This is a genomic window from Pseudomonas sp. BIGb0176 (assembly GCF_024810175.1).
GTDB lineage: Bacteria > Pseudomonadota > Gammaproteobacteria > Pseudomonadales > Pseudomonadaceae > Aquipseudomonas > Aquipseudomonas protegens.
The window spans coordinates 438,599-464,816 of sequence record NZ_JANUEC010000001.1; the positions used below are offsets into that span (position 1 = coordinate 438,599).

Below are 26,218 nucleotides of genomic sequence, written 5' to 3' on the forward strand. Positions count from 1 at the left end.
CCTTGATAAAAAAGGTCTGAATCGATTCTAGCCCAGGTTTTGATCTGGCGATGGGCTCTGCTGGCTGGGCATAATTTGCCCACTTGCAAAGGAGCCTGATGATGGATGCACAAACCCGACGCGGATCATTGGAAATGACCGCTGCCATGCTGATTTCCGGAACCATTGGCTGGTTCGTCCTGGTGTCCGGGCAACCGGTGCTGGATGTGGTGTTCTGGAGGTGCCTGTTCGGCGCCGGGACCTTGCTGCTGATTTGTGGAGCTTTCGGCTTTTTGCGTAAGAACATTCTGAGCAAGCGCGCCTTGATCCTCGCGGTGCTCAGTGGCGTGGCCATTGTCGGCAACTGGGTGCTGCTGTTCGGTTCCTACTCCCGGGCTTCGATCGCCATCGGCACCGCGGTGTACAACGTTCAGCCGTTCATCCTGGTGGCCCTCGGGGCGTTGTTCCTGGGAGAAAAGATCACCCCGCAGAAGCTGTTCTGGCTGGGCCTGTCGTTCGCCGGAATGCTGGCCATCGTCAGTGCCCACGGCAGCCAGGGCGAGGAGGGTGGCGACTACCTGTTGGGCATTGCCCTGGCCCTGGGCGCGGCGGCGCTGTACGCCTTCGCCGCGCTGCTGATCAAGCGCCTGAGCAGCACGCCGCCGCACCTGATCGCCCTGATCCAGGTCTGCACCGGGGTGCTGTTGCTGGCGCCCTGGGCCAACCTCGGCGCGCCACCCCAGCAGGCCAGCGCCTGGGCCAGCCTGCTGACCCTGGGCATTCTCCATACCGGGGTGATGTACGTGCTGCTGTACGGGGCGATCCAGAAACTGCCGACGGCCCTGACCGGCGCCTTGTCGTTCATCTACCCGATTGCGGCGATCCTGGTCGACTGGGTGGCCTTCGGGCACCGCCTGGGGCTGCTGCAATGGGTGGGCGTGGGGGCGATCCTGCTGGCCGCGGCCGGCATGCAGCAGGGCTGGACCCTCAAGCGCCGGCGCAGCGTTTTGCAGTAGGCGCTACAGGTTCTGGCGGGGGCCTGCAATAGGCTCCCTCGGGCCTGGCCGGGGCCCTGGCATGGGCCCTGTACCGGTCGGCGCCTGGCCTTGACAGGCCAACCCGCAGGGCTAGATTTTACCCTGCGCTGAGGCTTTTCCAGCGCGCTTGCCCCTTGATCCAGGCCCCTGGGCATCCTGCCCTGGCGCGCCTCGGTCACCCGCAACCACCGGTTCGCGTCGTGCAGCGCCGGGCCGGCCCTGGAGCGCTCATGAGTACTCGACGCAAGGTTCCCGGAATCCGCAACTACGATGGTCCCGCCGGTGGCTGGGGCGCGCTCAAGGCCACTGCGACCGCGGTGCGCGAGCAGATGGACACCCTCAAGGCGCCGCTGACCCTGATGCGCACCAACCAGCCCGACGGCTTCGACTGCCCGGGCTGCGCCTGGCCGGACAAGGAGCACAAGTCGACCTTCCAGTTCTGTGAAAACGGCGCCAAGGCGGTGACCTGGGAGGCCACCAACAAGCGGGTAACCCCGGCGTTCTTCGCCCAGCATCCGGTGACCTCATTGCTGCAGCGTTCGGACTACGAACTCGAAGACCTCGGGCGCCTGACCGAGCCCCTGGTCTACGACCGCGCCAGCGACACCTTCAAGCCTGTGGCATGGCAGGACGCCTTTGCCCGCATCGGCGAGATCCTGCGCAGCCTGCAGCCCGAGCAGGTGGAGTTCTACACCTCCGGGCGCGCGTCCAACGAAGCGGCCTACCTGTACCAGCTGTTCGCCCGGGAATACGGCTGCAACAACTTTCCCGACTGCTCGAACATGTGCCACGAGCCCACCAGCGTCGGCCTGCCGCGGTCCATTGGCATCGGCAAGGGCACGGTGTCGCTGGAGGACTTCGACCTCTGCGAGCTGATCATCTCCATCGGCCACAACCCCGGCACCAACCACCCGCGGATGATGGGCACCCTGCATGAAGCTTCGCGGCGCAAGGTGCCGATCATGGTCTTCAACCCTTTGCGCGAGCGCGCCCTGGAGCGGTTCGCCGACCCGCAGAACATGGTGGAGATGGCCACCTACGGTTCCACCCGCATCGCCTCGTCGTACTTCCAGGTCAAGGCCGGCGGCGACGCGGCGGCGATCAAGGGCATCATGAAGGCGCTGCTGGCCCTGGAGGACAGCCTGGGGCAAGTCCTGGACCAGGCATTCATCGCCGAGCACACCCAGGGCTTCGAGGCCCTGGCGGCGGACCTGCATGCCACCGCCTGGGCAGACATCGAGCAGGCCAGCGGCCTGCACCAGGCGGACCTGGAAATGGTCGCCGCGGCCTATGCCAAGTCCAACGCCACCATCGTCACCTACGGCATGGGCATCACCCAGCACAACGAAGGCACGGCCAATGTCCGGCTGATCTGCGACCTGCTGATGCTGCGGGGCAACCTGGGCAAGCCGGGGGCGGGGATCTGCCCGTTGCGCGGCCACTCCAACGTGCAGGGCAACCGCACCGTGGGCATTACCGAGAAGCCTTCCCCGGCCTTTCTCGACAAGCTGCAGCAGACCTTCGGCTTCACCCCGCCGGCGCATCACGGTCACGATGCGGTGCAAGCCATGCAGGCGATGATCGCCGGCAGCGCCAAGGCCCTGCTGTGTCTGGGGGGCAACTTTGCCGTGGCCCTGCCGGACCCGGGCCAGTGCTTCCCGGCCATGGGCAAGCTGGACCTGAGCGTGCACATCGCCACCAAGCTCAACCGCAGCCACCTGCTGGTGGCCCGGGAAACCTTCCTCTTTCCCTGCCTGGGCCGTACCGAGCTGGATATGCAGGACGGCCTGCGTCAGGCGATCACCGTCGAAGACTCGATGTCCATGGTGCATGCCTCGGCCGGCAAGCTGGCGCCGGCCTCCGAGTTTTTGCTGTCGGAACCGGCGATCGTCGCCGGCATGGCCCGGGCCACCCTGCCGGGCAGCCGCGTGCCCTGGCTGGAGCTGGTGGCCGACTACGACAAGATCCGCGACCTGATCGAACAGACCGTGCCCGGCTTTGACGACTACAACGCCCGCATTCGCGTGCCGGGTGGTTTCCGCATGCCCCTGGCGGCAGCCGAGCGGCAGTGGCTGACGCCCTCGGGCAAGGCCGAATTCTTCGTCTTTCCCGGGCTGCATGAGGACAAGGAAGTGGACGGCGCCGATGTGCTGCGGCTGATCACCCTGCGCAGCCACGACCAGTACAACACCACCATCTACGCCCTGGACGACCGCTATCGCGGGGTGTTCGGCCGCCGCGACGTACTGTTCATCAGCCCGGCGGACCTGGCCGCCCGGGGCCTGGCCCATGGCGACCTGGTGGACATCGAAACGGTGATCGGCGGGCGCCGGCTGCGCTACGAGAAGATCACCGCCATCGAATACAAGATCGCCAATGGCACGGTGGGCGCCTACTACCCCGAAGCCAACCGCCTGGTGCCCCTGGACTACCTGGACGTGGACAGCGGCACGCCGTCCTACAAATCGGTGCCGGTGCGAGTGTTGCGCTCAAGCCCCGCTTGAGCGGAGCCACAGCGCCTCGCGACTCGTGCAGCCGCTGCCGCAGGCTGCGCACGGTCGCGTAGCGGCCGCGGCGATCCGGAAAACGCTGATGCCCGGCGGTAGATCGCCAAGCAAGGCCCTGCGGTCCTTTGCGCAGCCTCGCAGCCTGCGGCAGCGGCTACAGGGTCGTGCGCTGTGGGAGGCCAGAGATGCTTGATGGCCCGGGGATTCGGTGAATGGGAGGGCGGCACCTTCCAGGGGGAGCAATCTCCCTTGCCACGGTCACAATCTGCTATTTTCCTGTCGGTGATTTTTCCGACCGCAGCCTGTGGAACCCATAATGACCCAGCCGTCCTCCCTGGCCGAGCGCAAGCCCGAGCCCCAAGCCATCTGCAATCCCATCACCCGTAGCGCGATCTTCATCGTCGCCACCCTGGCGCCCGGCGCCGCTGCCGCGCAAACCGTGCGCGACTGGTGCGCCGATATCGCCGCCTTAACCCGTTCGGTGGGCAAGCGCGTCCCGGGGGGCAATCTGTCCTGTGTCTGCGGTTTTGGCTCCAGCGCCTGGGACCGTCTGTTCGGTGGCCCGCGCCCGGCGTCGCTGCACCCGTTCATCGAGGTGGGCGTGGAGGGGCGCCGCGCGCCATCGACTCCCGGCGACCTGCTGCTGCACATCCGTGCCGAACAGATGGACCTGTGCTTCGAGTTGGCCACGCAGTTGCTCAAGCCCCTGGGGGATTCGATCAAGGTGGTGGACGAGGTCCAGGGCTTCCGCTATTTCGACATGCGCAGCATGGTCGGCTTCGTCGACGGCACCGAGAACCCGGAAGGCCGCGAGGCGGTGGATTTCACCCTGGTGGGGGACGAGGACCCGCAGTTCTGCAATGGCAGCTACGTGCTGGTGCAGAAGTACCTGCACAACATGACCGCCTGGAACGAACTGACGGTGGAGGCCCAGGAGCGCATCATCGGCCGCACCAAACTGTCGGATATCGAACTCGACGATGCAGTGAAACCCAGCTGCTCACACAGCTCCCTGACCACCCTGGAAGAGAACGGCGAGGAGGTGAAGATCCTGCGCGACAACATGCCGTTCGGCCGCCCGGGCGCCGGGGAATTCGGCACCTATTTCATCGGCTACGCCCGCTCGCCACGGCCGGTGGAGCAGATGCTGGAGAACATGTTCGTCGGCCGCCCTGCAGGCAACTACGATCGCCTGCTGGACTTCAGCACCGCGGTCACCGGCGGGCTGTTCTTCGTGCCCTCCGCCGACCTGCTGGAAGACCTGGCCGAGCGCGCGCCCACCGGCCTGTAGGCGCAAAAAAAACCGGCCCGCTATTGCGGGCCGGGGTTGCAGGCGTTATCGCCCCTGCTCAGTGGCTGTGCATGCCGGCGGCTTGCATCAGCAGCCGCAACACGCCGGCCACCAGCCCCAGGCCCACCACACTGGCCAGCCAGATACCCCCCATCCACAGCAACCGCTGCCAGGTGGATGCCGGCCGCGTCGATAGCCTATCCATGCGCCAGCTCCAGCATCAGTGCGCCGCTGCAGGCGAGCATCAGCAGTGCGCCGATGAACAGCAGGCTCAGTTGCGCCACAGCCTTGTGCCAGGGCAGGGGTGTAGCTCGATCAATGGTAGCCATCGCCAATCCTCACTTTGCCGCGGAACACGTAGTAGCTCCAGCAGGTGTACATCAGGATGACCGGCAGGATGAACAGGGTGCCGATCAGGATGAACAGCTGGCTGGACAGCGGTGAAGCCGCCTCCCACAGGCTGATGGACGGCGGCACTATGTTCGGCCAGATGCTGAACGCCAGGCCGATGTAGCCGAGGAACACCAGCACCAGGGTGAACACGAACGGCCAGTGGGAATGGTGCTGGCGCAAAGTGCCCAGGAGCCCGCACAGTGCCGCCAGCCCCAGCACTAGCAGCGCACCGAAGATCACGATATGGGCATGGCTGAACCAGCGGTTGGCGATCTCCGGGTGCAGCAGCGCGGTCCACACGCAGAGCACCGCCACCACCGCGGTCAGCGCGAACGCCAGGGGCCGGGTGTAGTGGCGCATGCGCGCTTCGAGCATGCCTTCGGTCTTGACCAGTAGCCAGGTGCTGCCCAGCAGCGCATAGGCCACGATCAGCCCCAGGCCGCAGAACAGCGGGAAGGGCGCCAGCCAGTCCAGGGTGCCGCCGGCGAACTGCCGATCGACCACCGGGATGCCGCTGATATAGGTGCCGATCACGATGCCCTGGCACAGGGTCGCCAGCAGTGAGCCGCCGATGAACGCCCAATCCCAGATGTGCCGTTTCTCGGGGCTGGCCTTGAAGCGGAACTCGAAGGCCACGCCGCGGAAGATCAGCCCTGCGAGCATGAAGATCAGCGGCAGGTACAGGGCCTCCAGGATCACCGAATAGGCCAGGGGAAAGGCGCCGTACAGCGCCGCGCCACCGAGGATCAGCCAGGTCTCGTTACCGTCCCACACCGGGGCCACGGTGTTCATCATCACGTCCCGCTCCCGGGCATCGGGGATCAGCGGAAAGAGGATCCCCAGCCCCAGGTCGAAGCCGTCCATGATCACGTACATCATCACCCCGAAGGCGATGATCACGCCCCAGATCAATGACAGGTCTATGCCTTGAATCGTCATGTTGGTTGCCCTTGTTTCAGAGGTGGTGGTCGCCGGTGGCGAAGGTCTCGGGGATGGCCGACAGCGGCCGGCGCGGAGTCGGCTCCTGGCCGGGCGCAGTGCTGGGCGGATGCTCGTGGTGGGGCTGCGGGCCCTTGCGCACCAGCTTCATCATGTAGCCGATGCCCACGGCGAACACCGAGAAGTAGATCACCACGAACAGCGCCAGGGAGATGCTCAGTTGCGCCACGCTGTGGTTGGAGGCGGCGTCGCTGGTGCGCAGCAGGCCGTACACCACCCAGGGCTGGCGCCCGACTTCGGTGGTGATCCAGCCCGCCAGCATGGCGATCAGGCCGGTGGGGCCCATCCACAGCACCAGGCGCAGGAACAGGCGGTTGCGGTACAGCGCGCCGTTGCGTCGCAGCAGCAGGCCCAGCAACCCGGTGAGGATCATCAACATGCCCAGGCCGGCCATGATGCGGAAGCTGAAGAACACGATGGCCGAGTTGGGACGGTCTTCCTTGGGGAAGCTCTTGAGCGCCGGGATCTGCTTATCCAGGCTGTGGGTCAGGATCAGGCTGCCCAGGTAGGGCACTTCCACGGCGTAGTCGGTTTTCTCGCCGTCCATGTTGGGAATGCCGAACAGCACCAGGGGCGAGGGTTCGCTGCCGTGGTTTTCCCAGTGGCCTTCGATGGCAGCGATCTTCGCCGGCTGGTGCTCCAGGGTGTTCAGGCCATGGGCGTCACCGACCACCGCCTGGATCGGTGCCACGATCAGCGCCATCCACAGCGCCATCGACAGCATCTTGCGCACCGGCGGCGTGTCGTTGCCCCGCAGCAGGTGCCAGGCGGCGCTCGATCCGACGAAGAACGCCGTGGCGACGAATGCGGCAATCGCCATGTGCATCAGGCGGAAGGGGAAGGACGGGTTGAAGACGATCGCCAGCCAGTCCATGGGCATGATCCGCCCATCGACGATGGAGAAGCCCTGGGGCGTCTGCATCCAGCTGTTGGAGGCGAGGATCCAGAAGGTCGAGATCAGGGTGCCGATGGCCACCATCACCGTGGCGAAAAAGTGCAGCCCGCGACCCACCCGGTTCCAGCCGAACAGCATGACCCCGAGAAAGCCCGCTTCGAGGAAGAACGCGGTCAGCACTTCATAGGTCAGCAGAGGGCCGGTGATACTCCCGGCGAAGTCCGAGAAGCGGCTCCAGTTGGTGCCGAACTCGTAGGCCATGACCAGCCCGGAAACCACGCCCATGCCGAAGTTGACGGCGAAAATCTTCGACCAGAAGTGGTACAGGTCCTTGTAGGTGCTGTTGTGGGTCTTGAGCCACAAGCCTTCGAGCACCGCCAGGAAACTGGCCAGGCCGATGGTGATGGCGGGAAAGATGATGTGGAACGAGACCGTGAACGCGAACTGGATGCGCGCCAGGTCGAGTGCCTGTAGATGAAACATGACGAAACCCTCGTAATGGCTGGGGGCCCGCGCAGGCGCCTTCCGGCCGCCGTGAACCCGGGTTCGCGGCGTACGGCAAAAGGCTGCGCGGGGTAGGCTGGAGCGGCGCCTTGGCCGCTCCGGCCGGGTCAAACGCCGACGGACTGGATCAGGTTGCTGGCCGCCGCCGGCTCCAGGCGGATGGCGATGAACTTGGAGGTCGGCGTGTAGGTGCGGTCGCCGTAGCTTTCCAGGGGCACCAGGGGGTTGGTCTCCGGGTAGTAGGCGGCCGACTGGCCGGCGGGAATGTCGTAGGCGATCAGGGTGAAACCGCTGACCCGGCGTTCCCGGCCGTCATCCCACAGCGACACGATGTCGACCTTCTGCCCCGGCTCGTAGCCCAGCCGGCGGATGTCGTCCTCGTTGGCGAACAGCACCTCGCGCATGCCGTAGACCCCGCGATAGCGGTCGTCCAGGCCATACAGGGTGGTGTTGTACTGGTCGTGGGAACGCATGGTCTGCAGGATCAGGTCGGGCTTGACCTTGAGCTTGCGCACCCCGGCGCTGACCAGGTGTTCCGGCAGCTCGCTGGGGATGAACCGCGCCTTGCCGGTGGCGGTGTTCCAGCGCCGTTGGCTGGCGTCGTTGCCCAGGTGGAAGCCGCCGGGGTTGAGCAGCTTGAGGTTGAAGTCGGAAAAACCGGGGATGGTGTCGGCGATCAGGTCGCGGATGCGCCCGTAGTCTTCGATCGCCCACAGCCAGTCGATGGGGTGCTGGCCCAGGGTGGCGTTGGCGATGCCGGCGATGATCGCCGGTTCCGAACGCAGGTGCGGCGACTTGGGTTTGAGCTGGCCGTGGGAGATATGCACCATGCTGAAGGTGTCTTCCACGGTGATGCCTTGCGGGCCGTTGGCCTGGATGTCGATATCGGTGCGGCCCAGGCACGGCAGGATCAGCGCCTCGCGCCCGGTCACCAGGTGGCTGCGGTTGAGCTTGGTGGCGATGTGCACGGTGAGCTCGCAGTTGCGCAGGGCAGCGTGGGTGCGCGGGGTGTCCGGGGTGGCCTGGGCAAAGTTGCCCCCCAGGCCGATGAACACCTTGGCCCGGCCCTGTTCCATGGCCGAGATCGCCATCACCGTGTTGTGCCCGTGCTCCCGGGGCGGCTTGAAGCCGAAGCGCGCCTCAAGGGCATCCAGCAGCTCGGTGGGCGCCAGTTCGTTGATGCCCATGGTGCGATCGCCCTGCACGTTGCTGTGGCCGCGCACCGGCGACAGGCCGGCGCCGGGACGGCCGATATTGCCCCGCAGCAACAGCACGTTGATCACTTCCTGGATGGTTGGCACCGAGTGGGTGTGCTGGGTCAGGCCCATGGCCCAGCACATGATCGCGCGCTTGGCCTTGCGGTACATGCGCGCGGCCAGCTCGATGTCGGCCAGGCTCAGGCCGGACTGCTCGACGATGTGGTTCCAGGACGTGGCATCGACTTCGGCCAGGTAGCTGTCCAGGCCCGAGGTGTGTTCGGCGATGAAGGCCCGGTCGAACACCGCTTCGCCATTGTTGGCCAGGGCTTCGCGCTCCCAGCGCAGGAGGAACTTGGCTATGCCGCGAAAGGCCGCCATGTCGCCGCCCAGGGCCGGGCGGAAGTAGGCCGAGGAGGTGGGCTCGGAGCCGTTGGTGAGCATCTCCAGCGGGTGCTGCGGATGCTGGAAACGCTCCAGGCCACGTTCCTTGAGCGGGTTGAAGCAGATCACCTGGGCACCGCGTTTCACCGCCTCGCGCAGTGGCTCGAGCATCCGCGGGTGGTTGGTGCCGGGGTTCTGGCCGATGACGAAGATCGCGTCGGCCTGTTCCAGGTCATGGAACACCACCGTGCCCTTGCCCACGCCGACGCTTTCGAACATACCCACGGCACTGGCCTCGTGGCACATGTTGGAGCAGTCGGGGAAGTTGTTGGTGCCATAGGCGCGCACGAACAGTTGGTACAGGTAGGCCGCCTCGTTGCTGGCCCGGCCGGAGGTGTAGAACTCCGCCTGGTTGGGCGAGTCCAGGCCCTTGAGGTGGCTGGCAATCAGGTCGAAGGCTTCGTCCCAGGTGGTTTCCACATAGCGGTCCTGGGTGGCGTCATAGCGCATGGGGTGGGTCAGGCGGCCCTGGTACTCGAGCCAGTAGTCGCTCTGCGCGGCCAGGGCCGAGACCGTGTATTTGTTGAAAAAGGCCGGGTTCACCAGGCGCCCGGTGGCTTCCCAGTTGACCGCCTTGGCGCCGTTCTCGCAGAACTTGACCATGCCGTTTTCCGGCGACTCGCCCCAGGCGCAGCCGGGGCAGTCGAAGCCGCCGTTCTGGTTGGTCTTGAGCATGGCGCGGATGTTCTTGAAGGCATTCTCGCTGCCCAGCCAGTTCTTGGTCACTGCGATCAGCGCCCCCCAACCGGCAGCGGCGCCCTTGTAGGGTTTGTATCGATCAACTTCGCTCATGATATTTCTCCAATACAGCGCACGCAGGCAACCGGCCGACATTGAATCGATGTCAGTGATTGTTTGACTGCACAGGCTAAATGCGGTTGTTGTGAACTTGTTTGAGTTCGGTATTGCTTATTGGCGTGGAGTAACTTTCAGGGCTCGTTATATGGGCCACGAATAAAGCCTATTCGTCACCCGTGGCCGCTGTCTAATCGCAATTAATGACCGGCTGATCGAAAGCCTCTATCACCGTTAAAAACCTATATATATCAAATGGTTGATTGTTTGTTTCGGTCTTTGTGGGAAGCGATTTGAGGAGCGATAGATTGTATTGATCAGCCAGTTGTTAATAGCGATTGGACGGGGCTTTTAATGGCTTTTAATCTTGCCGCCAATAACACCTTCTGCATGTGCTTGTGTGGAAGAACTTCAACTAATCGCGATGGATTCCCACCGTCGAAAGAGGCTCGGATGTCAGATCAGGTATTGCTCGATGGCTTCGCTCGGCGGGTCGACTATCTGCGCATGTCGGTGACCGACCGCTGCGATTTCCGCTGTGTGTATTGCATGGCCGAGGACATGCAGTTCCTGCCGCGCCAACGCATTCTTACCCTGGAAGAGCTGTACCAGCTGGCCGAACGTTTCGTGGCCCTGGGCACCCGCAAGATCCGCCTCACTGGCGGCGAGCCGCTGATCCGCCCCGGGGTGGTCCAGCTGTGCCGGGACATTGCCCGGCTGCCCGGGCTGCGGGAGCTGTGCATGACCACCAACGGCTCGCAACTGGGCAAGCTGGCCGCGCCGCTGTTCGACGCCGGGGTCAAGCGCCTGAACATCAGCCTCGACAGCCTGGACCCGACCCTGTTTCGGCAGCTGACCCGCACCGGCGAGCTGGGCCAGGTGGTTGCCGGCATCGACGCGGCGATTGCCGCCGGCTTTGAGCGCACCAAGCTCAACTGTGTGGTGATGAAGGGGCGCAACGACCAGCAGATCAACGAACTGGTGGCCTTTGCCATCGACCGCGGCCTGGACATCTCCTTTATCGAGGAAATGCCCCTGGGCACCATCAGCGAACACAGCCGCAGCGATGCGTTCTTTTCCAGTGCCCGGGTTCGCGAGCGGATCGCCGAGCGCTACACCCTGATCGAGTCCGCCGAGTCGACCCAGGGCCCGTCGCGCTACTGGCGCCTGGCCGAGGCGCCGCACATTCGCCTGGGGTTCATCTCGCCCCACAGCCACAACTTCTGCGGCACCTGCAACCGCGTGCGCCTGACCGTCGAAGGCCGCTTGCTGCTGTGCCTGGGCAACGAGCACTCGGTGGACCTCAAGGCCGTGCTGCGCGCTCACCCCGGCGATACCGGGCGCCTGCAGCGGGCCATAGTCGAGGCGATGAAGCTCAAGCCCTACAGCCATCACTTCGAACTCAACGACGAGGTGCAGGTGGTGCGCTTCATGAACATGACCGGCGGCTGAACCGCTGCTCATCACGGCTTTTCATTGTGCAAAGGTTCTACCCCGATGATCGTCAGATCCAAACCCAACCTGATCAGCGTGCTGATTTCCCTCAAGGGGTCGATTGCCAAGCGCATCGCCCTGCGCAGCCTGCTGGTGACCCTGCTGGCCTCGGCCATCGTGCTGATCGAGACCTTGCACCCGGCGTATTTCTCCAAGGTCAATGCCACCCCGTTCACCTTGCTCGGCCTGTCGCTGTCGATCTTCATGAGCTTTCGCAACAACGCCTGCTACGACCGCTGGTACGAAGCGCGCAAGGCCCTGGGCACGGTGGTGACCGAGGTGCGCTCGATGATCCGCGAAACCCAGGTGCTTGAAGACACCCGGGCGCGCAGCGCGATCCTGCGTGACCTGTGCGGTTTCGCCCATGCCCTCAAGGCCCGGCTGCGCCGCGAAGATGAACTGAGCGCTGCCGAAACCTGGCTCAGCCAGTTGCCGCCGGCAAGCACCAGCAACCTGCCGGACAGCCTGCTGCGCCAGATCGCGCGCCAGTGTTCGGACCAGGCCCAGGCGGGGCGGCTCAGCGAATGGCGCTACCTGCTGCTGGCCAATCAACTGGCGGCCATCACCGGCGCGCAATCCACCTGCGAGCGGATCAAGGCCACGCCGCTGCCGTTTCCCTACACGTTGCTGCTGCACCGCACCAGCTACATGTTCTGCATCCTCCTGCCCTTTGCCATGGCCGAGCCCCTGGGCTGGCTGACGCCGATCTTCACCGCCATCGTCAGCTACACCTTCTTCGGCCTGGACGCCATTGGCGACGAGCTGGAAGACCCCTTCGGCCACGACGAGAACGACCTGCCGCTGAGCGCCATCGTGCGCAACATCGAGCGCGAGATTCTCGAAGCCCTGGGGGCCACCGAACTGCCGCCGGCGCTGGAGCCGGTGGACTATGTCCTGAGCTGATCCACTGTTGTTATCTGAGGTTTTACATGAATGAACTCACTCACCTGGACGACCAGGGCCGGGCCAGCATGGTGGATGTCACCTGCAAGGCCGCTACCGAGCGCGAGGCCCAGGCTCGGGCCTGGGTACGCATGCTCCCGGCCACCCTGCAACTGATCCAGGACCAGGGTCATCCCAAGGGCGATGTGTTCGCCGTGGCGCGCATCGCCGGGATCATGGCGGCAAAGAAGACCCACGAACTGATCCCCCTGTGCCACCCGTTGCTGCTCACCGGGATCCACATCGAACTGCAGGCACTGCCGCCGGACCGGGTGCAGATCACCAGTTGCTGCCGGCTCAACGGCGCCACCGGGGTCGAGCTGGAAGCCATGACCGCCGCCAGCGTGGCGGCGCTGACGATCTATGACATGTGCAAGGCGGTGGACCGCGCCATGGTCATCGAAGGGCTGCACCTGCTGAAGAAGCAGGGCGGCAAGTCCGGCACCTTTATCGCAGGAGAGGCCCGATGATTCTGGTCAACTACTTTGCCCGCTACCGTGAGCAACTGGGCTGCGGTGGCGAGAAACTGCCCCTGGATGCCAGCCTGCGCACCGTCGAGGACCTGCGCCAGCGGCTGATGGCCCGGGGTGAAACCTGGGCGCAGGTGCTGGGGGAGAACAGCCTGATGTGCGCGCTGAACCAGGAACTGTGCAAGCTCGATGCGGCCATCGAGGACTTCGATGAAATCGCCTTTTTTCCGCAAGTGACCGGAGGCTGAGCATGAGCATCCAGGTGCAGACCCAGGCGTTGAGCCTCGACCAGTTGAATGCCGGCTTGCAGGCCGGCGACGCCAGCGTCGGCGGCGTGGTGACCTTTATCGGTTATGTGCGCGATCTCAACCTGGGGGAGGCGGTGCACAGCCTGTTTCTTGAACACTACCCGGGCATGACCGAGCGCTCGCTGCAGCGCATCGTGGAGCAGGCCCAGGCGCGCTGGCCGCTGAACCGGGTGAGCCTGGTGCACCGGGTGGGGGTGCTGCAGGTGGGTGAGCCCATCGTCTTTGTCGGGGTGGCCAGCGCCCATCGCCAAGCGGCCTTCGAGGCTTGCGCCTTCATCATGGATTACCTCAAGACCCGCGCCCCGTTCTGGAAGCGCGAAGTCACCCCGACCGGCGAACGCTGGATCGACGGCCGCGAGAGCGACCGGCAGGCGGCCGAACGTTGGGGTGTAGAACGTTGAGCTTATGCCGCTGACAGAGGCTTGAGGGAAGGGGCTAACCACGCCGGATGCATGTCATCCGGCGTGGTGCATTTACACCGGGCTGTAGATCCGTGGGGCGTTGCGGTGGGGGACGTGGATCAGGTTCAGGCGATGCTTGTTGGCCCATTGCACGGTGAGTGCGGTCGGCGCCGATAGGCTGACCAGGGTGCCGAGGCGGGCGCGCACGGCCTTGTGGATCAGTTCCAGGCTGCAACGGCTGGTGACCACGGTAAAGCCCTGGCTGCCATCGATCCCGGCCTGCAGCAGCGCGCCAATCAGCTTGTCCAGGGCGTTGTGGCGGCCGATGTCTTCCTGGCACAGGCGCACCTCGCCCTGTTCGTCGAAGTACAGCGCCGCGTGCAGGGCGCCGCTGCTGCGGGCCATGTGCTGGGCCTGTTCGATGCGCTCGCGCAGGCCCTGCAGGTGTTCGGCAGGTGGCAGGGCCGCGGGTTCGAGGATCTGCAGTTGCGGCAGCGCCTGTTCCAGGGCCTCCACTCCGCACAGGCCACAGCCGCTGGTGCCGGCCATTTGCCGGCGATGGTCCTTGAGGGCCCAGAACGCCCGGCTGGAAATTTCCACGTCGGCCTGGCAGGCCTGGGGGAAGTGGCTGAGGCGGATGTCGTAGATTTCGCCGAGGTCATTGACGATGTCGTTGGTGATGCTGAAGCCGCGAATGAAGTCTTCCAGGTTGCCCGGAGACACCATCATCACCGCCTGGCTCAGGCCGTTGTAGGTGATCGCCAGGGCGATCTCGGCGGCCAGCGGCGCCTCGGCCATCGGGCCGTCGGCGCTGTACTCGCGATAGGCCACCCGCTGCGGCGCCGGCGCCGGCGCATTGGCCTCGGGTTGTTGCTCCGTTTGTTCGATCCGGCAAACCATGACCACACCTCGTTGCATTCGATTTGCCCAGGGCCATGGGCGGCCCTGGGGCATTGATTCACTCTTTGATCGCAAACAGCTTCTTGGCTTCGGCGAAGCACTTTTCGGCAATCGCCGAGCGCGGCTCGGTCTTGCGCATCACCAGCCCCAGTGGCGCCAGCACGCTGGCATCCGGCAGTTGGATAAAGGCCAGGTTCTCGATGGGCGAATCCAGGCCGCTGTCCAGGGGCATGATCGAGCAGCAGAAGCCTTCGTGGATCGCCTGGAACAGTTGGTAGGTGGAGTCGCTTTCCAGGATCGGCTGCGGGTTCAGGCCGCGGCTGCGAAAGCTCAGGTCGATGGACTTGCGATAGTGCATGCCGGTGCTGAGCATGCCCAGCGGCAGTTCGGCGGCGTCCTCCCAGCTCATCTCGGTGCCTTCGAAATGAAAGTGCCGGGTGTCGTAGAGCAGGCCGACCCGGGTCTCGCCGATCTCGAAGAAGTCCAGGTAGTTGGGGTTGACGTGGTCCAGGTAGCAGACCCCCAGGTCCAGCTGGTTGTTGCCGATGTCCTCGATGATCCGGTCGGAGCTCATGGACGACAGGCTGAACTGCAGTTCCGGGAAGCTCGACGATAGCTGTTGCACGTAGCTGATGGGGTTGAAGCCGCTCAGCGGTACCAGCCCCAGGCGCAGCTTGCCCACCAGTTGCCCGCGGCAGGCAGCGGCTTCGGCGAACAGCCCGTCATGGGCTGCCAGCAGGGTCTTGGCCCAGGCCAGCACCCGCTCGCCGGCTTCGGTGAAGCCTTCGAAGCGCTGGCCACGGGTGACCAGGATCAGGTCCAGTTCATCCTCAAGATTGCGCAGGCGCATGGACAGGGTCGGCTGGGTGATATGGCAGCGCGCGGCGGCCTGGCCAAAGTGCCGGGTCTGCTCCAGGGCGATCAGAAACTTGAGTTGCTTGATGTCCACGGTGGCACCTGTTGTGGGAAAAGTCGGGTTCAGTAATAACGCAGGTGTTGCGCCCATGAAAAGGCCTGGGGCCTTGCCCGGTCGCGCCCTTGGGCACCTCCGGCGGTGTTCAGGCCAGGGGCTTGGGGCCTGCTTCAGACAGTAGTTCAGGGGTATTGAAGTTGCTCAGCCGCGGATCGTCCGCGGCGCAGGGCAGGGGCCTCAGCCCATGGGCGGCCAGGGCCCGCAGCAGGCTGCGCTCGCCGTTGTCCCAGGCCTGGCGCAGGTCGCCCAGCAGCGCCGTGGGGATCAGGCTGAACATGGGTTGCCATTGCCCGGCCTGCTGCACCATCACCGGCCTGGCGTCGTTGCCGCGGGCATCCAGCAGGGCCTGGATCAGCGCCGCGTCGATCTGCGGCGCATCGCAGGCCAGCACCAGCAACCAGGGGTGGCGGGCCGTTGCGAGGCCGGCCAGGACTCCGGCCAGGGGCCCGGGGAAATCCTTCTGCCCGTCCTCCACCAAGCGGTCGGCATAGGCCCGGTAGCGCTCGGCGTTGCGGTTGCAGGAAATGATCAGGTCATCGCTCAAGGGCCGCACCACCGCCTGCACATGGGCAATCAGCGGCTGGCCGCGCCAGGCCACCAGGCCCTTGTCCTGGCCGCCCATGCGCGAGCCGCGGCCACCGGCCAGCAGCAGGATCGAGCAGGGCAGGGAACAGGCGGGGGCGGGCTGGGTCGGGGTCATGGCAGGACGCATATCAAGTAGGTGGCGCAAACGATGGCATTGTCCTTCGGGTACGTCCAATCGGAAGTGTTGAATGGCCGATTGACGGGCTTTATCGGCCCCCTGGCAGGGCCCGGCAGGATGATAGAGCGCATCGATAATCCGGTCAGCCAGAACGATTAGACAGCCGCGTCGGCGGGCCTTTAGCCTGGGTTCATGATTTTTAGCCTGCCGGTCGGAGAATGACATGAGCGTGAAGTCGGATGCGTTGTTTGTACCCTTGAACATGGCCGTGCTGACGGTCAGCGATACCCGGGAATATGCCACTGACACCTCCGGGCAACTGCTGGTCAGCCGCCTGCTGGAGGCCGGCCACAGCCTGGCCGAGCGCAACCTGCTCAAGGATGACCTGTACAAGATCCGCGCCCAGGTGGCGGCCTGGATCGCCGACGAGCGCATCCAGGTGGTGCTGATCACCGGTGGCACCGGCTTTACCGGCCGCGACAGCACCCCGGAAGCCGTGGGCTGCCTGCTGGACAAGCACATCGACGGTTTCGGCGAGCTGTTTCGCGCCATCTCGATTCTCGATATCGGCACCTCCACGGTGCAGAGCCGGGCCCTGGCCGGGCTGGCCAACGGCACCCTGGTGTGCTGCCTGCCGGGCTCCACCGGGGCCTGCCGCACCGCCTGGGAAGGCATCCTCGCCGAGCAGCTGGATGCCCGACACCGGCCATGCAACTTCGTGCCGCACCTCAAGCCGGTGCAGGCCTGCGAGAGCCGGGGATGAGCCAGAACCCACTGATGCCGGTGGAAGAGGCATTGGCCAGCCTGCTGGCCATGGCCGACGCCCAGCGCCTGCCGGAGAGCGAAACCCTGGCCGTGGATCAGGCTCGGCAACGGGTGCTGGCCACCGACCTGGTGGCGACCCTGGACCTGCCGCCCTGGCCCAACAGTGCCATGGACGGCTACGCCCTGAACCTGCAGCACTGGGACGGTGCACCGTTGCCGGTAGCGCAGACCGTGTTCGCCGGGCAGCCCGGTGCGCCCCTGCAACCGGGCAGCTGTGCGCGGATCTTCACCGGCGCCCCGGTGCCCGAAGGCGCCGACTGCGTCGAGATGCAAGAGAACGTCGAGCTGCTGGAAGACGGCCGGGTGCGTTTTACCCAGGCCCTGAAAACGGGACAGAACATTCGCCCCCAGGGCCAGGAGAACCGCGCCGGCGAGGTGTTGCTGCAGGCCGGCAAGCGCCTCGGCCCCTTCGAACTGGCGGTGGCCGCCGCCCAGGGCTGCACCGAGTTGCAGGTGGTGCGCCGCCCGCGCGTGGCGCTGCTGTCCACCGGCGATGAATTGCTGGAGCCGGGCACGCCCATGCGCCCCGGCTGCATCTACAACAGCAACCGTACCCTGCTCAGGCACTGGCTGGACGCCCTGGGCTGCGAGGTGATCGACGCCGGGATCCTGCCCGACCGGCCGCAGCACACCCGCCTCAGGCTGGAGCAGTTGCAGCATGGCGCGGACCTGATCCTGACCACCGGCGGCGTTTCCGCCGGGGATGCCGACTGCCTCGGGCAGGTGCTCAGGGACAGTGGCCGGCCGCTGTTCTGGAAACTCGCCATCAAGCCCGGCAAGCCCCTGACCGTGGGTTACTTCGGACAGGTGCCGGTGATCGGCCTGCCGGGCAACCCGGCCTCGGCACTGGTGACCTTCGGCCTGTTGGCCCGGGCCTACCTGCTGCGGCTGCAGGGGGTACAGGAGGTGGCGCCGCTGAGCGTCGAGGTGCCTGTGGCCTTCGCTTGGCCCAAGGCCGGCAAGCGCCGCGAGTACCTGCGAGCGCGCCTGGAGAACGGCCGCGCCGTGCTTTATCCGAACCAGAGTTCCGGGGTGTTGCTGGGGGCTTCCTGGGCCGATGGCCTGGTGGAAATCGTCGAGGGCCGGACCTTGCAGGCAGGGGATCGGGCGCCCTTCATTCCTTTCAGCGAGCTGTTCTAGATCTTCCAGTGCCGGGCGCTCTTGGCCAGGCGCTGGTGCATCTCGCCGAGGGTCGCGGCCAGTTGCCGGGTCAGCAGCCGGTAACCATCCAGGGCCGAATACACCGGGGCCTCCAGAGCGTTTTCGGGGTGGCCTTCCACGGATTTCTCCAGGCGCTGGGTGACCCCCGATTGCAGGGCCCGGGCCATGCCGATCAGTTGGACGCGGATCTGCCGGTGCTCTGCCTTGAGCGCCAGTTGCATCTGCGCCATGGCCTGCGGGTCGCTGGCATCGGGGCGGGTGTTGCCGAGGATCTCCAGGGTGCTGATGCACATGCGCAGGTTGCGCTGGATGGCGTCCAGCTCGGTCATGGAAATCCGTACTTCCTTGGACACCGAAGGCATCAGCGAACGCAGTTGCAGCATGGCGCTGTTGACCCGGCCCAGGAGCTTGAGGTGCTCGTCGTCGGTCACCGACTGGCCCTTGATGATCCGCCCGTACAACTGCGCGCAGTCGCGCAGGGCGCTGGCCAGGTTGTAGCGCCAGGAGTACACCGCATACAGCGGAATGGCGAAGGAAAACGCCAGGGCCAGGGCAATGCCGATGAGGATGTCCACCGCCCGCCACAGGCCGTCGCTGACCTGGTTGTCACCGTGGCCGGCGACGATGAACACGGTGATCGCCGCCAGCAGCGCGGTGTAGCCGCCCTTGCCGATGGCGTGATAGGAAAAGTAGCCGCACACCACCGACATGCCCAGGTAGGTCAGCCAGGGGTGGCCGAAGTAGGCCTGCTGCACCACCAGCACCAGCCCGACCCCGGCGCCCACCAGGGTGCCGATGGCCCGTTCCGCGGCCTTCTTGCCGATGTTGCCGTGGTGCTGCAGGCCACCGATCACCACCAGCATGGTCACCGAGGCCCACTCGCCATGGGGCAGGTTGAGGCCGGTGGTCAGGAGGATGGTGGCGATCAGGCCGAGGGCGACCCGCACCGCGTGGATCAGCCGGGCGTGACGGTAGCGCCGGTACGGGTCGAGCACGGGACGCAGCAGGCGGCGCAGCAAAGGTGGCAGGGTGATGCCCCGCAGGTGTTTTAACGGGCCCAGATCGGTTCCTCCGGTTGGCGGCAGGGGCCGGGCGTTCGCGCCAGGGCGAACGCTCGGGGCTCCCTCAGAAAATGTAGTCGGTGGTCAGGAAGCTCGACTCGCGATTACGGATGATGTCGCTGATCAATTGCTTGTTGCGCTCCTGGAACTTGGTCGCCACCAGGGTGCGGATCGAGAAGGTGCGCAGTGCGTCATGTACCGACAGCGTACCCTCGGCGGAGTTCTTGCGGCCGTTGAAGGGGAAGGTATCCGGGCCGCGCTGGCACTGGGCGTTGATATTGATCCGCCCGACCTGGTTGGCAAAGGCGTCCACCAGCCGGCCGATCTCGGCCGGGTCGCTGCCGAACAGGCTCAGTTGCTGGCCGAAGTCCGATTCCAGGACATAGTCGATCACGGTGTCCAGGTCGCGGTAGGGCACGATGGGCACCACCGGGCCGAACTGCTCCTCGTGGTAGACGCGCATCTGCGGGGTCACCGGGTACAGCACCGCCGGGTAGAAGAACGAAGCCCGGGCCTCGCCGCCGTGGGCGTTCACCACCTTGGCGCCGTGGGCCTGGGCGTCGGCCACCAGGGCGTGCAGGTAGTCGACCTTGGTGTTCTCCGGCAGCGGCGTCAGGGCCACCCCCGGTTCCCAGGGCATGCCCGGCTTGAGGGCTTGCAGCTTGGCGTTGAACTGCTCGATGAAGCGTTCCACCACGGCTTCGTGGACGAACAGGATCTTCAGCGCGGTGCAGCGCTGGCCGTTGAACGACAGCGAGCCGGTGAGGGCTTCGCTGACCGCGTTGTCCAGGTCGGCATCGGGCAGCACGATCCCCGGGTTCTTCGCGTCCAGGCCCAGGGCCGCGCGCAGGCGGTGGGGCTTGGGGTGGAGTTTCTTCAGGTCGCTGGCGGCCTTGTTGGTGCCGATGAAGGCAAAGATGTCGATCTTGCCGCTGGCCATCAGCGCGCTGACGGTCTCGCGGCCGCTGCCGTAGATGACGTTGATCACCCCGGCCGGGAAGCTGTCGCGGAAGGCTTCGAGCAGCGGGCGGATCAGCAGCACGCCGAGCTTGGCTGGCTTGAACACTACGGTGTTGCCCATGATCAGCGCCGGGATCAGGGTGGTGAAGGTCTCGTTCAGCGGGTAGTTGTAGGGGCCCATGCACAGGGCCACGCCCAGGGGCACGCGGCGGATCTGGCCGAGGGTGTCCTGCTCCAGTTCGAAGCGGCTGGAGCGCCGGTCCAGTTCCTTGAGCGCGCCGATGGTGTCGACGATGTAGTCGCAGGTACGGTCGAACTCCTTCTCCGAGTCCTTGAGGTTCTTGCCGATTTCCCACATCAGCAACTTGACCACCGCCGTGCGCTGTTCGCGCATGCGCGCCAGGAAGGCTTCCACGTGCTGGATGCGCTCGGCCACGCGCATCGTTGGCCAGGCGCCCTGGCCGCGATCGTAGGCGCGCACCGCGGCGTCCAGGGCGGTGAGGGCGGTGTCGGCGTCCAGCAGCGGGGTGCTGCCGAGAATCACCTGGGTATCGCCGTCGGCGCCGCTCAGGTAGATCGGGCTGCGGACCTGGGCCAGGGGGCCGTTCCAGGTGCGCAGTTCACCGTCCACCAGGTAGTCGCGCTGCTCCACCGGGTCGGGCAGGCGAAAGGCTTCGGGGATGTCGGCGGCGGCAGGAAACAGGTGGCTCAATAGATTGGCTGTGGTCATGACTCTACCCCGTGTTGGAAATGGCTCCGGCGCGGTGACAGCGACGGCATCGCTCCATGGTTTATACGCCTTAATGGCCCGGCGCTTTAGCGGTTTTTCCACCGGGCGCCCGAGCGCGACGGCCCGCGGCGCCCCTGTGCGGGCCCGCGGCGCGTCAGCGGTCGTGGTTCGAGATTAAACGTTTCAGCCGCTGCCCAGCAACTGCCGGATCAAGCTCGGGGTGCTGCCGGTCCAGCGCTTGAATGACCGGCGGAAGTTGGCCGGGTCATTGAAGTTCAGGTACTCGGCCACCGCCTCGTTGCTCCAGCCCTTGATCTGGTACAGGTACAGCGCCACGTGCTTGTGCACCCGGTCCACCTGTTGCTGGTAGCCGCTGTGGTGCTTGCTCAGCTTGCGCTTGAGGGTGGCCGGGCTCATGGCGAAATCCTGGGCCGCCTGCTCCAGGCTCGGGGTGTGGCGTACCTGGGTTTTCAGGTAGCGGTACAGGGTGTCGAGGAAACTGCTGGCAAACCCCAGTTGGCGCAGGTGCTCGCCGGCCTCCAGGCGCGCCACCTGGCCGGCGGTGGCCGAGGCCCCGGGCCAGGGCCGGGTCAGGTATTGCCGGGGGATGCGCATCAGGTCCAGGGGCCGCTGGAACTGGGTCTGTTCCCCCAGGTGCACCCAGTACTGCTCGACGTAGCGCGGCTCGCTGTGGCTGAAGCTGCATTCCCAGGGCAGGCGCTGGCCGGCCAGCCACTGACTCATGGCCACCAGCGAGGTCATGCTGGCTTCCAGGAGGAACCGCCAGTGCTCGCCGGCGCCGCAGCTGTCCAGCCAGTAGCAGTAGGCGTGGTGCTCGTCCAGCACCAGGCGCGGGCTGGCCAGGGGGCTGAGCAGCGCCTGCTGCTGCACCAGGGCGTCCAGGGCCTGGTGCAGGTTCTGCGCATGGCGCAGGGCATGGCTGGCGGCGCCGTAGTGCCCGGGCAGCAGGCGCTGGCCAAACAGGAAACTGCTGTCGTCGGCATCCAGCAGGCGCCGGCCGTTGCCGATCAGCGCCAGGAACTGCTGCGGGCTGAGGCGGGTCTGGCCGGCCAGGATGTCCTCGTGGAACAGCCCGGTGCCGCGCAGCAGGCGGTGGCTGTCGATGTCCCGGGACAGCGCCAGGTCGATCAGCGCCGCCGGTTGATAGTGCCCGGGGATAAACCGCGTATCGGCTTCGTACCAGCTGGTCTTCACGGTCATGACGGCGCCTCAGGCGGTTTTTGCCAGGGGCTGCTTGGCCCGGGCCAGGGCCAGGTTGAGGCGCTTGAGCAGCCCCTCCGGGGTTTCCTCCAGGGCCATCACCACCGCAGTGCTGGCCGCCAGGTGCAGGCGCTCGCCGTGTTGTCGGGTCTTGTGTGCCAGGCCCTGCACCGCCTGTTGCAGCTCCAGGGCCAGCAGCCGTGCCTGGCTTTCCCCGGTGTTGGGCAGCAGCACCACGAAGCGGTCGCCGGCCAGCCGGCACAGCAGGTCCTGGCGCCGCAGGTTGAGCAGCAGCACATGGCTCAGGGCCTGCAGCACCGCATCGCCTTCGGCATGGCCGTAGTCCTGGTTGATCGCCGCGAAGTGGTCCAGGTCCAGGGCCAGCAGCGACAGCGGCTGCTGCTGGCGGCGGCTGTCTTGCAGGCTGCTGGCCAGCTCGCGCTTGAGGTAGTCGGCGCCGGCCAGGGGGGTGAGCTTGTCGAACTGGCGATGCTCGCGAAACAGTCGCTCCTTCTTTTCCATCTGCGCGCTGATGGCCAGCTGTTCGCGGTGCCAGTGGTAGATGCCGATGGTCAGCAGGATCATGCCGATGGGCATCGGCCCGGACTCCAGCCAGTGGTCCCAGGTGATGCTGTCGGGCAGGCGGATGAACTCGTCGAGGCTGTCGATCCACCAGGAAAAGAAAATGCAGCTCAGGCCCAGGGCCAGGTAGTTGGTGACCCGCCCGGCGGGGCGGCTCTTGAGCACCAGCCCGAGCCAGACCAGGGCCAGGAGCGCCGAGCCGCCTTCGCCGATGATGTCCAGCCACTGCCACTCGCTGACCGATTTCAGGCTGCCGCAGGCCAGGTGCAGCAGCAGCCCGGCATTGGCCGCCAGCAACAGCGCGGCGAGTTTCCAGCGGTGGGGTTTGAGCACGGAGAACATGGCCGCGATCCTTTTTGCCAGGAGTGAGAGGGCGCCAGCACAGCAGATGTTTGTGACAGTGGGGTGACGCTGGGGAAACCCGGCGTGAGGTCGAATCAGCTCACGGCGAACGCGTTTTTTTTCGGCCCGCAGGAGCCGGCTTGCCGGCGAAGGGGCCCGCAAGACCTGCGCCCGACGGGGGATGGCTTTCGCGGGTAAGCCCGCTCCTACGGGGCGGCGGGTGCACCACGGATCTGTAGGAGCCGGCTTGCCGGCGAAGAGGCCCGCAAGACCTGCGCCCGACGGGGAATGGCGTTCGCGGGCAAGCCCGCTCCTACGGGGCGGCGGACGCACCACGGATCTGTAGGAGCCGGCTTGCCGGCGAAGAGGCCCGCAAGACCTGCGCCTGGCGGGGGATAGGGGTCAATTCAGCTCATTTGCCGGGGCGAAAGCCGGGCAATGGGGCGTTTTGGCCCGTTGCCGCCCAGGCCTGTCACAGAACCGTCATTCGCCGACCCTAGCGTGCCCTCCCAGTTGCCGGGCCTCTTGCCCGGCGTTAGCGGACTCTTGGGGGAGGACCAACATGTACAAGCGCAGCAGTCCCGGGCTTGTCAGCTTTACCTTGACCGCGCTGGCCATGGCCATCGCCAGTGAACGCTTGAGCGCTGCGGAACCTGCGGCCACCGAGCATGTGGAAGTGGTGGGCCAGGCCGCCAGCATCGACCAGGCGCTCAAGGAGCAGCGGCGCTCGGACAGCATCGAAAGCGTGGTGCACGCCGACGGCGTGGCCCAATTGCCGGACCAGAACGTCGCCGAGGCGGCGCAGCGCCTGCCGGGCATCAGCATCGAGCGCGACCAGGGCGAAGGGCGCTTTGTCAGCGTGCGCGGCCTGGGCCCGGACCTCAACAGCGTGACCATCAACGGCACCCTGGTGCCCTCGCCGGAAAGCGCCCGCCGAGCCGTGGCCCTGGATGTACTGCCCTCGGAACTGGTGCAGTCGCTGTCAGTGATCAAGACCCTGACCCCAGACATGGACGCCAACTCCCTGGGCGGCACCGTGGATGTGAAAAGCCTCTCGGCCTTCGACCACAAGGGCCTGTTCTACACCGGCAGCAGCGAGGCCAGCTACGACCAGAACACCCGCCAGACCAGCCCGAAATTCTCCGGAGCGGCGAGCAACCGCTTCAGCCTCGGCGACGGCGTCGACAACTTCGGCGTGGCCGCGGCCCTGAGCTGGCAGAAGCGCGATTTCGGCTCCGACAACGTCGAGACCGGTGGCGCCTGGGACTTCGAACAAGGCGCCAAGCTGCAGGAATTCGAGCAGCGCGACTACGCCATCAGCCGCGAGCGCGCCGGTGGCGGCCTGAACTTCGACTACAAGCCCGACGACAGCAGCAGCTACTACCTGCGCACCCTGTACAGCCGCTACAAGGACAGCGAGACCCGCAACTCCACCAGCATCGAGTTCGCCGATCCCCTGGCGGCCGGCGAGCGCGGCGACGCCGAAGCCTCGCGCAAGCTCAAGCAGCGCGAGGAAACCCAGGATATCCAGTCCTACGTGTTCGGCGGCGAGCGCCAGCTCGGCCTGTGGACCCTCAGCGGCCAGACCGGCTACAGCCGTTCCAGCGAAGACAGCCCGGCGCATATCGCCGGGGCCACCTTCAAGGGCAACAGCGATTTTTCCGACAGCGGCTTCTACGACAACGGCAAGCCGCGCCCGGTGATCGGCGCCGGTTTCTATGACCCGGCCAACTTCACCCTGGACAAGGTCGACTGGGAAAAGCAGAACACCACCGACACCGAGAAGAACCTGCGCCTGGACCTGGCCCGGGACTATGACCTGAGTGGCTACGCCGCGCAGTTCAAGTTCGGCGGCAAAGTCAGCCGGCGCAACAAGGACAACGATCTGGAAGCCTGGGTCTACAAGGACTTCGACACCCTGGGCTTTACCGACCAGCAGCTCAACCTCGGGCAGTTCCAGAAGGGCAACGTGGACTATTCCCTTGGCCGCTTCGGCCCGGGCATCAGTGGCGGCGCCATCAAGCAACTGATCGGCGGCCTGAATCAGGCGGCCTTCTACGACGAGGAAGAATCCCGGGTCAACGACTTCAAGATCCGCGAAGACATCAACGCCGGCTACTTCATGAACACCCTGGACATCGACGACTGGCGCTTCATCGCCGGCCTGCGCTACGAGGGTACCGAGTTCGAGGCCAAGGGCACCGGGGTCACCGACGGCGCCTTTACCGCCACCGACACCCAACGCCGCTACCAGCACTGGCTGCCGGGGCTGCATGCGCGCTACCAGCTGGACAAGAACACCCAGGTCCGCGCGGCCTGGACCAAGAGCGTGGTGCGCCCGACCTTCGGCCAACTGGCCCCGGGCTTTGTCATCGACGGCGACGAGGCGACCTTCGGCAACCCCGACCTCAAGCCCCTGGAGTCGAGCAACCTGGACCTGGGCATCGAGCACTACATGGGCCATGCCGGCACCGTCTCGGCCTTCGTTTTCTACAAGGACATCCAGAACTTCGTCTACAACACCGACCTGGCCGGCACCGGCGCCTGGAGCGGGTTCTCCGAGGCGCACACCTTCGCCAACGGCGACAGCGCCAAGCTGTACGGCCTGGAACTGGCCTATTCGCAGAAATTCGACTGGCTGCCGGCGCCGTGGAACGGCCTGCTGTTGGGCGCCAACAGCACCTTCAGCCGCTCCAGTGCGAGCATCGAGGGCTTCGACCAGAAGGCCGGGGTCAACCGCAAGCGCGACATCGACCTGCCCAACCAGTCGGACACCGTGGGCAACCTGATGCTCGGTTGGGAAGACGACAAGCTCAGCCTGCGCCTGTCGGCCAACTACAAATCGGCCTACCTGTTTGAGCTGGCCTCCATCAGCGACAAGGCCCACGACCTGCATGTGGATGCCCAGACCTTCGTCGATTTCAGCGCCAAGTACTCCCTGACCAAGAACCTGCAACTGAGCTTCGAGGCGCAGAACCTCACCGACCAGCCGTACTTCGTCTACACCGGCAACCGCTCTTACAACGCCCAGTACGAGGAATACGGCCCGACCTACAAGCTCGGCCTGACCTTCACCCATTTCTAAGTAGCGGGCCCTTGCCCGAC

General features: G+C 65.7%; 23 protein-coding genes. 11 read left to right on the forward strand and 12 right to left on the reverse strand.

Features of this window, described 5'->3' with window-relative positions:
- Positions 1-101 precede the first annotated feature (101 nt).
- From M2395_RS01880 to M2395_RS01890, 3 genes are all read left to right on the forward strand, one after another.
- A complete protein-coding gene (locus M2395_RS01880; protein ID WP_123430514.1) occupies positions 102-995 on the forward strand; it encodes a DMT family transporter in 894 nt (297 codons plus the stop codon).
- A 251-nt stretch (positions 996-1,246) separates the two neighbouring features.
- On the forward strand, positions 1,247-3,520 hold the full coding sequence (locus M2395_RS01885; protein ID WP_011062010.1) for an FdhF/YdeP family oxidoreductase: 2,274 nt from the start codon (positions 1,247-1,249) through the stop codon (positions 3,518-3,520).
- A 319-nt stretch (positions 3,521-3,839) separates the two neighbouring features.
- Positions 3,840-4,814 (forward strand): Dyp-type peroxidase, encoded by a 975-nt coding sequence (locus M2395_RS01890; RefSeq protein ID WP_015636148.1) that lies wholly within the window; start codon positions 3,840-3,842, stop codon positions 4,812-4,814.
- Between the two features lie 58 nt (positions 4,815-4,872).
- Here M2395_RS01890 and M2395_RS01895 read toward each other — a convergent pair whose 3' ends face one another.
- From M2395_RS01895 to M2395_RS01915, 5 genes are all read right to left on the reverse strand, one after another.
- The gene (locus M2395_RS01895; protein ID WP_011062008.1) at positions 4,873-5,019 is read right to left on the reverse strand and encodes a DUF2474 domain-containing protein; all 147 of its coding nucleotides are present in this window, start codon (positions 5,017-5,019) and stop codon (positions 4,873-4,875) included.
- A complete protein-coding gene (locus M2395_RS01900; RefSeq protein WP_015636146.1) occupies positions 5,012-5,143 on the reverse strand; it encodes a hypothetical protein in 132 nt (43 codons plus the stop codon). The genes M2395_RS01895 and M2395_RS01900 overlap by 8 nt, the downstream gene beginning before the upstream one ends.
- The gene (gene cydB / locus M2395_RS01905) at positions 5,130-6,146 is read right to left on the reverse strand and encodes a cytochrome d ubiquinol oxidase subunit II (protein WP_015636145.1); all 1,017 of its coding nucleotides are present in this window, start codon (positions 6,144-6,146) and stop codon (positions 5,130-5,132) included. The genes M2395_RS01900 and cydB overlap by 14 nt, the downstream gene beginning before the upstream one ends.
- Positions 6,147-6,162: 16 nt before the next feature.
- Positions 6,163-7,584 carry a cytochrome ubiquinol oxidase subunit I gene (locus M2395_RS01910; RefSeq protein ID WP_053159353.1) on the reverse strand — a complete coding sequence of 474 codons (1,422 nt, stop codon included), beginning with the start codon at positions 7,582-7,584 and terminating at the stop codon, positions 6,163-6,165.
- 128 nt (positions 7,585-7,712) lie between these two features.
- Positions 7,713-10,037 (reverse strand): FdhF/YdeP family oxidoreductase, encoded by a 2,325-nt coding sequence (locus tag M2395_RS01915; RefSeq protein ID WP_053152590.1) that lies wholly within the window; start codon positions 10,035-10,037, stop codon positions 7,713-7,715.
- Positions 10,038-10,493: 456 nt separating this feature from the next.
- Between M2395_RS01915 and moaA the strand changes: the two genes are divergently transcribed.
- The 5 genes from moaA to moaE are packed head-to-tail and all read left to right on the forward strand — an operon-like array spanning position 10,494 to position 13,655.
- Complete coding sequence (gene moaA / locus M2395_RS01920; protein WP_041752364.1) at positions 10,494-11,492, forward strand: GTP 3',8-cyclase MoaA; 999 nt, start codon at positions 10,494-10,496, stop codon at positions 11,490-11,492.
- A 45-nt stretch (positions 11,493-11,537) separates the two neighbouring features.
- Positions 11,538-12,437, forward strand: coding sequence for a bestrophin family protein (locus M2395_RS01925; protein ID WP_011062003.1), 900 nt, complete (start codon positions 11,538-11,540; stop codon positions 12,435-12,437).
- A 26-nt stretch (positions 12,438-12,463) separates the two neighbouring features.
- A complete protein-coding gene (gene moaC, locus M2395_RS01930; RefSeq protein WP_036996513.1) occupies positions 12,464-12,946 on the forward strand; it encodes a cyclic pyranopterin monophosphate synthase MoaC in 483 nt (160 codons plus the stop codon).
- Entirely contained in the window at positions 12,943-13,194 is a 252-nt protein-coding gene (gene moaD, locus M2395_RS01935) for a molybdopterin converting factor subunit 1 (RefSeq protein WP_011062001.1), read from the forward strand. Before moaC ends, moaD begins: the two co-directional genes overlap by 4 nt.
- A 2-nt stretch (positions 13,195-13,196) precedes the next feature.
- Entirely contained in the window at positions 13,197-13,655 is a 459-nt protein-coding gene (gene moaE / locus M2395_RS01940) for a molybdopterin synthase catalytic subunit MoaE (protein ID WP_123430515.1), read from the forward strand.
- A gap of 72 nt (positions 13,656-13,727) precedes the next feature.
- Here the strand turns inward: moaE and fdhD are convergent, their stop codons facing one another.
- The 3 genes from fdhD to mobA form a co-directional block, all read right to left on the reverse strand.
- Entirely contained in the window at positions 13,728-14,555 is an 828-nt protein-coding gene (gene fdhD / locus M2395_RS01945; RefSeq protein WP_041118956.1) for a formate dehydrogenase accessory sulfurtransferase FdhD, read from the reverse strand.
- 58 nt (positions 14,556-14,613) lie between these two features.
- Positions 14,614-15,504: a LysR family transcriptional regulator gene (locus M2395_RS01950; RefSeq protein ID WP_011061998.1), complete on the reverse strand. Its 891-nt coding sequence runs from the start codon at positions 15,502-15,504 to the stop codon at positions 14,614-14,616.
- A gap of 109 nt (positions 15,505-15,613) precedes the next feature.
- Positions 15,614-16,228, reverse strand: a complete 615-nt coding sequence (mobA, locus tag M2395_RS01955; protein WP_176707089.1) for a molybdenum cofactor guanylyltransferase MobA — start codon at positions 16,226-16,228, stop codon at positions 15,614-15,616.
- A 226-nt stretch (positions 16,229-16,454) separates the two neighbouring features.
- Here mobA and moaB point away from each other — a divergent pair, with 226 nt between their 5' ends.
- Positions 16,455-16,994 (forward strand): molybdenum cofactor biosynthesis protein B, encoded by a 540-nt coding sequence (gene moaB / locus M2395_RS01960; protein WP_015636134.1) that lies wholly within the window; start codon positions 16,455-16,457, stop codon positions 16,992-16,994.
- Entirely contained in the window at positions 16,991-18,196 is a 1,206-nt protein-coding gene (glp, locus tag M2395_RS01965; protein ID WP_011061995.1) for a gephyrin-like molybdotransferase Glp, read from the forward strand. The genes moaB and glp overlap by 4 nt, the downstream gene beginning before the upstream one ends.
- Here glp and M2395_RS01970 read toward each other — a convergent pair.
- The 4 genes from M2395_RS01970 to M2395_RS01985 all read right to left on the reverse strand — a co-directional run bounded on the left by M2395_RS01970 (position 18,193) and on the right by M2395_RS01985 (position 23,113).
- Positions 18,193-19,236: an FUSC family protein gene (locus M2395_RS01970; protein WP_011061994.1), complete on the reverse strand. Its 1,044-nt coding sequence runs from the start codon at positions 19,234-19,236 to the stop codon at positions 18,193-18,195. The two genes, glp and M2395_RS01970, sit on opposite strands and share 4 nt — an antisense overlap.
- Before the next feature lie 106 nt (positions 19,237-19,342).
- The gene (locus M2395_RS01975; RefSeq protein ID WP_065363311.1) at positions 19,343-20,968 is read right to left on the reverse strand and encodes an NADP-dependent glyceraldehyde-3-phosphate dehydrogenase; all 1,626 of its coding nucleotides are present in this window, start codon (positions 20,966-20,968) and stop codon (positions 19,343-19,345) included.
- A gap of 183 nt (positions 20,969-21,151) precedes the next feature.
- Positions 21,152-22,189, reverse strand: a complete 1,038-nt coding sequence (locus M2395_RS01980) for an AraC family transcriptional regulator (protein WP_011061992.1) — start codon at positions 22,187-22,189, stop codon at positions 21,152-21,154.
- Between the two features lie 9 nt (positions 22,190-22,198).
- Entirely contained in the window at positions 22,199-23,113 is a 915-nt protein-coding gene (locus tag M2395_RS01985) for a GGDEF domain-containing protein (RefSeq protein WP_011061991.1), read from the reverse strand.
- A 562-nt stretch (positions 23,114-23,675) separates the two neighbouring features.
- Here M2395_RS01985 and M2395_RS01990 point away from each other — a divergent pair.
- Complete coding sequence (locus tag M2395_RS01990; protein ID WP_123430516.1) at positions 23,676-26,198, forward strand: TonB-dependent receptor; 2,523 nt, start codon at positions 23,676-23,678, stop codon at positions 26,196-26,198.
- Positions 26,199-26,218 lie beyond the last annotated feature (20 nt).

Excerpts from the sequence above, each read along its gene's own strand:
- M2395_RS01890 (WP_015636148.1), top strand. The coding sequence starts at position 3,840 with ATGACCCAGCCGTCCTCCCTGGCCGAGCGCAAGCCCGAGCCCCAAGCC.
- M2395_RS01885 (WP_011062010.1), top strand. The coding sequence starts at position 1,247 with ATGAGTACTCGACGCAAGGTTCCCGGAATCCGCAACTACGATGGTCCC.
- moaC (WP_036996513.1), top strand. The coding sequence starts at position 12,464 with ATGAATGAACTCACTCACCTGGACGACCAGGGCCGGGCCAGCATGGTG.
- moaD (WP_011062001.1), top strand. The coding sequence starts at position 12,943 with ATGATTCTGGTCAACTACTTTGCCCGCTACCGTGAGCAACTGGGCTGC.
- moaA (WP_041752364.1), top strand. The coding sequence starts at position 10,494 with ATGTCAGATCAGGTATTGCTCGATGGCTTCGCTCGGCGGGTCGACTAT.
- M2395_RS01915 (WP_053152590.1), bottom strand. The coding sequence starts at position 10,037 with ATGAGCGAAGTTGATCGATACAAACCCTACAAGGGCGCCGCTGCCGGT.
- fdhD (WP_041118956.1), bottom strand. The coding sequence starts at position 14,555 with ATGGTTTGCCGGATCGAACAAACGGAGCAACAACCCGAGGCCAATGCG.
- M2395_RS01975 (WP_065363311.1), bottom strand. The coding sequence starts at position 20,968 with ATGACCACAGCCAATCTATTGAGCCACCTGTTTCCTGCCGCCGCCGAC.
- M2395_RS01990 (WP_123430516.1), top strand. The coding sequence starts at position 23,676 with ATGTACAAGCGCAGCAGTCCCGGGCTTGTCAGCTTTACCTTGACCGCG.
- M2395_RS01895 (WP_011062008.1), bottom strand. The coding sequence starts at position 5,019 with ATGGATAGGCTATCGACGCGGCCGGCATCCACCTGGCAGCGGTTGCTG.
- mobA (WP_176707089.1), bottom strand. The coding sequence starts at position 16,228 with ATGACCCCGACCCAGCCCGCCCCCGCCTGTTCCCTGCCCTGCTCGATC.
- M2395_RS01880 (WP_123430514.1), top strand. The coding sequence starts at position 102 with ATGGATGCACAAACCCGACGCGGATCATTGGAAATGACCGCTGCCATG.
- M2395_RS01910 (WP_053159353.1), bottom strand. The coding sequence starts at position 7,584 with ATGTTTCATCTACAGGCACTCGACCTGGCGCGCATCCAGTTCGCGTTC.
- moaB (WP_015636134.1), top strand. The coding sequence starts at position 16,455 with ATGAGCGTGAAGTCGGATGCGTTGTTTGTACCCTTGAACATGGCCGTG.
- cydB (WP_015636145.1), bottom strand. The coding sequence starts at position 6,146 with ATGACGATTCAAGGCATAGACCTGTCATTGATCTGGGGCGTGATCATC.
- M2395_RS01985 (WP_011061991.1), bottom strand. The coding sequence starts at position 23,113 with ATGTTCTCCGTGCTCAAACCCCACCGCTGGAAACTCGCCGCGCTGTTG.
- M2395_RS01925 (WP_011062003.1), top strand. The coding sequence starts at position 11,538 with ATGATCGTCAGATCCAAACCCAACCTGATCAGCGTGCTGATTTCCCTC.
- moaE (WP_123430515.1), top strand. The coding sequence starts at position 13,197 with ATGAGCATCCAGGTGCAGACCCAGGCGTTGAGCCTCGACCAGTTGAAT.
- glp (WP_011061995.1), top strand. The coding sequence starts at position 16,991 with ATGAGCCAGAACCCACTGATGCCGGTGGAAGAGGCATTGGCCAGCCTG.
- M2395_RS01900 (WP_015636146.1), bottom strand. The coding sequence starts at position 5,143 with ATGGCTACCATTGATCGAGCTACACCCCTGCCCTGGCACAAGGCTGTG.
- M2395_RS01980 (WP_011061992.1), bottom strand. The coding sequence starts at position 22,189 with ATGACCGTGAAGACCAGCTGGTACGAAGCCGATACGCGGTTTATCCCC.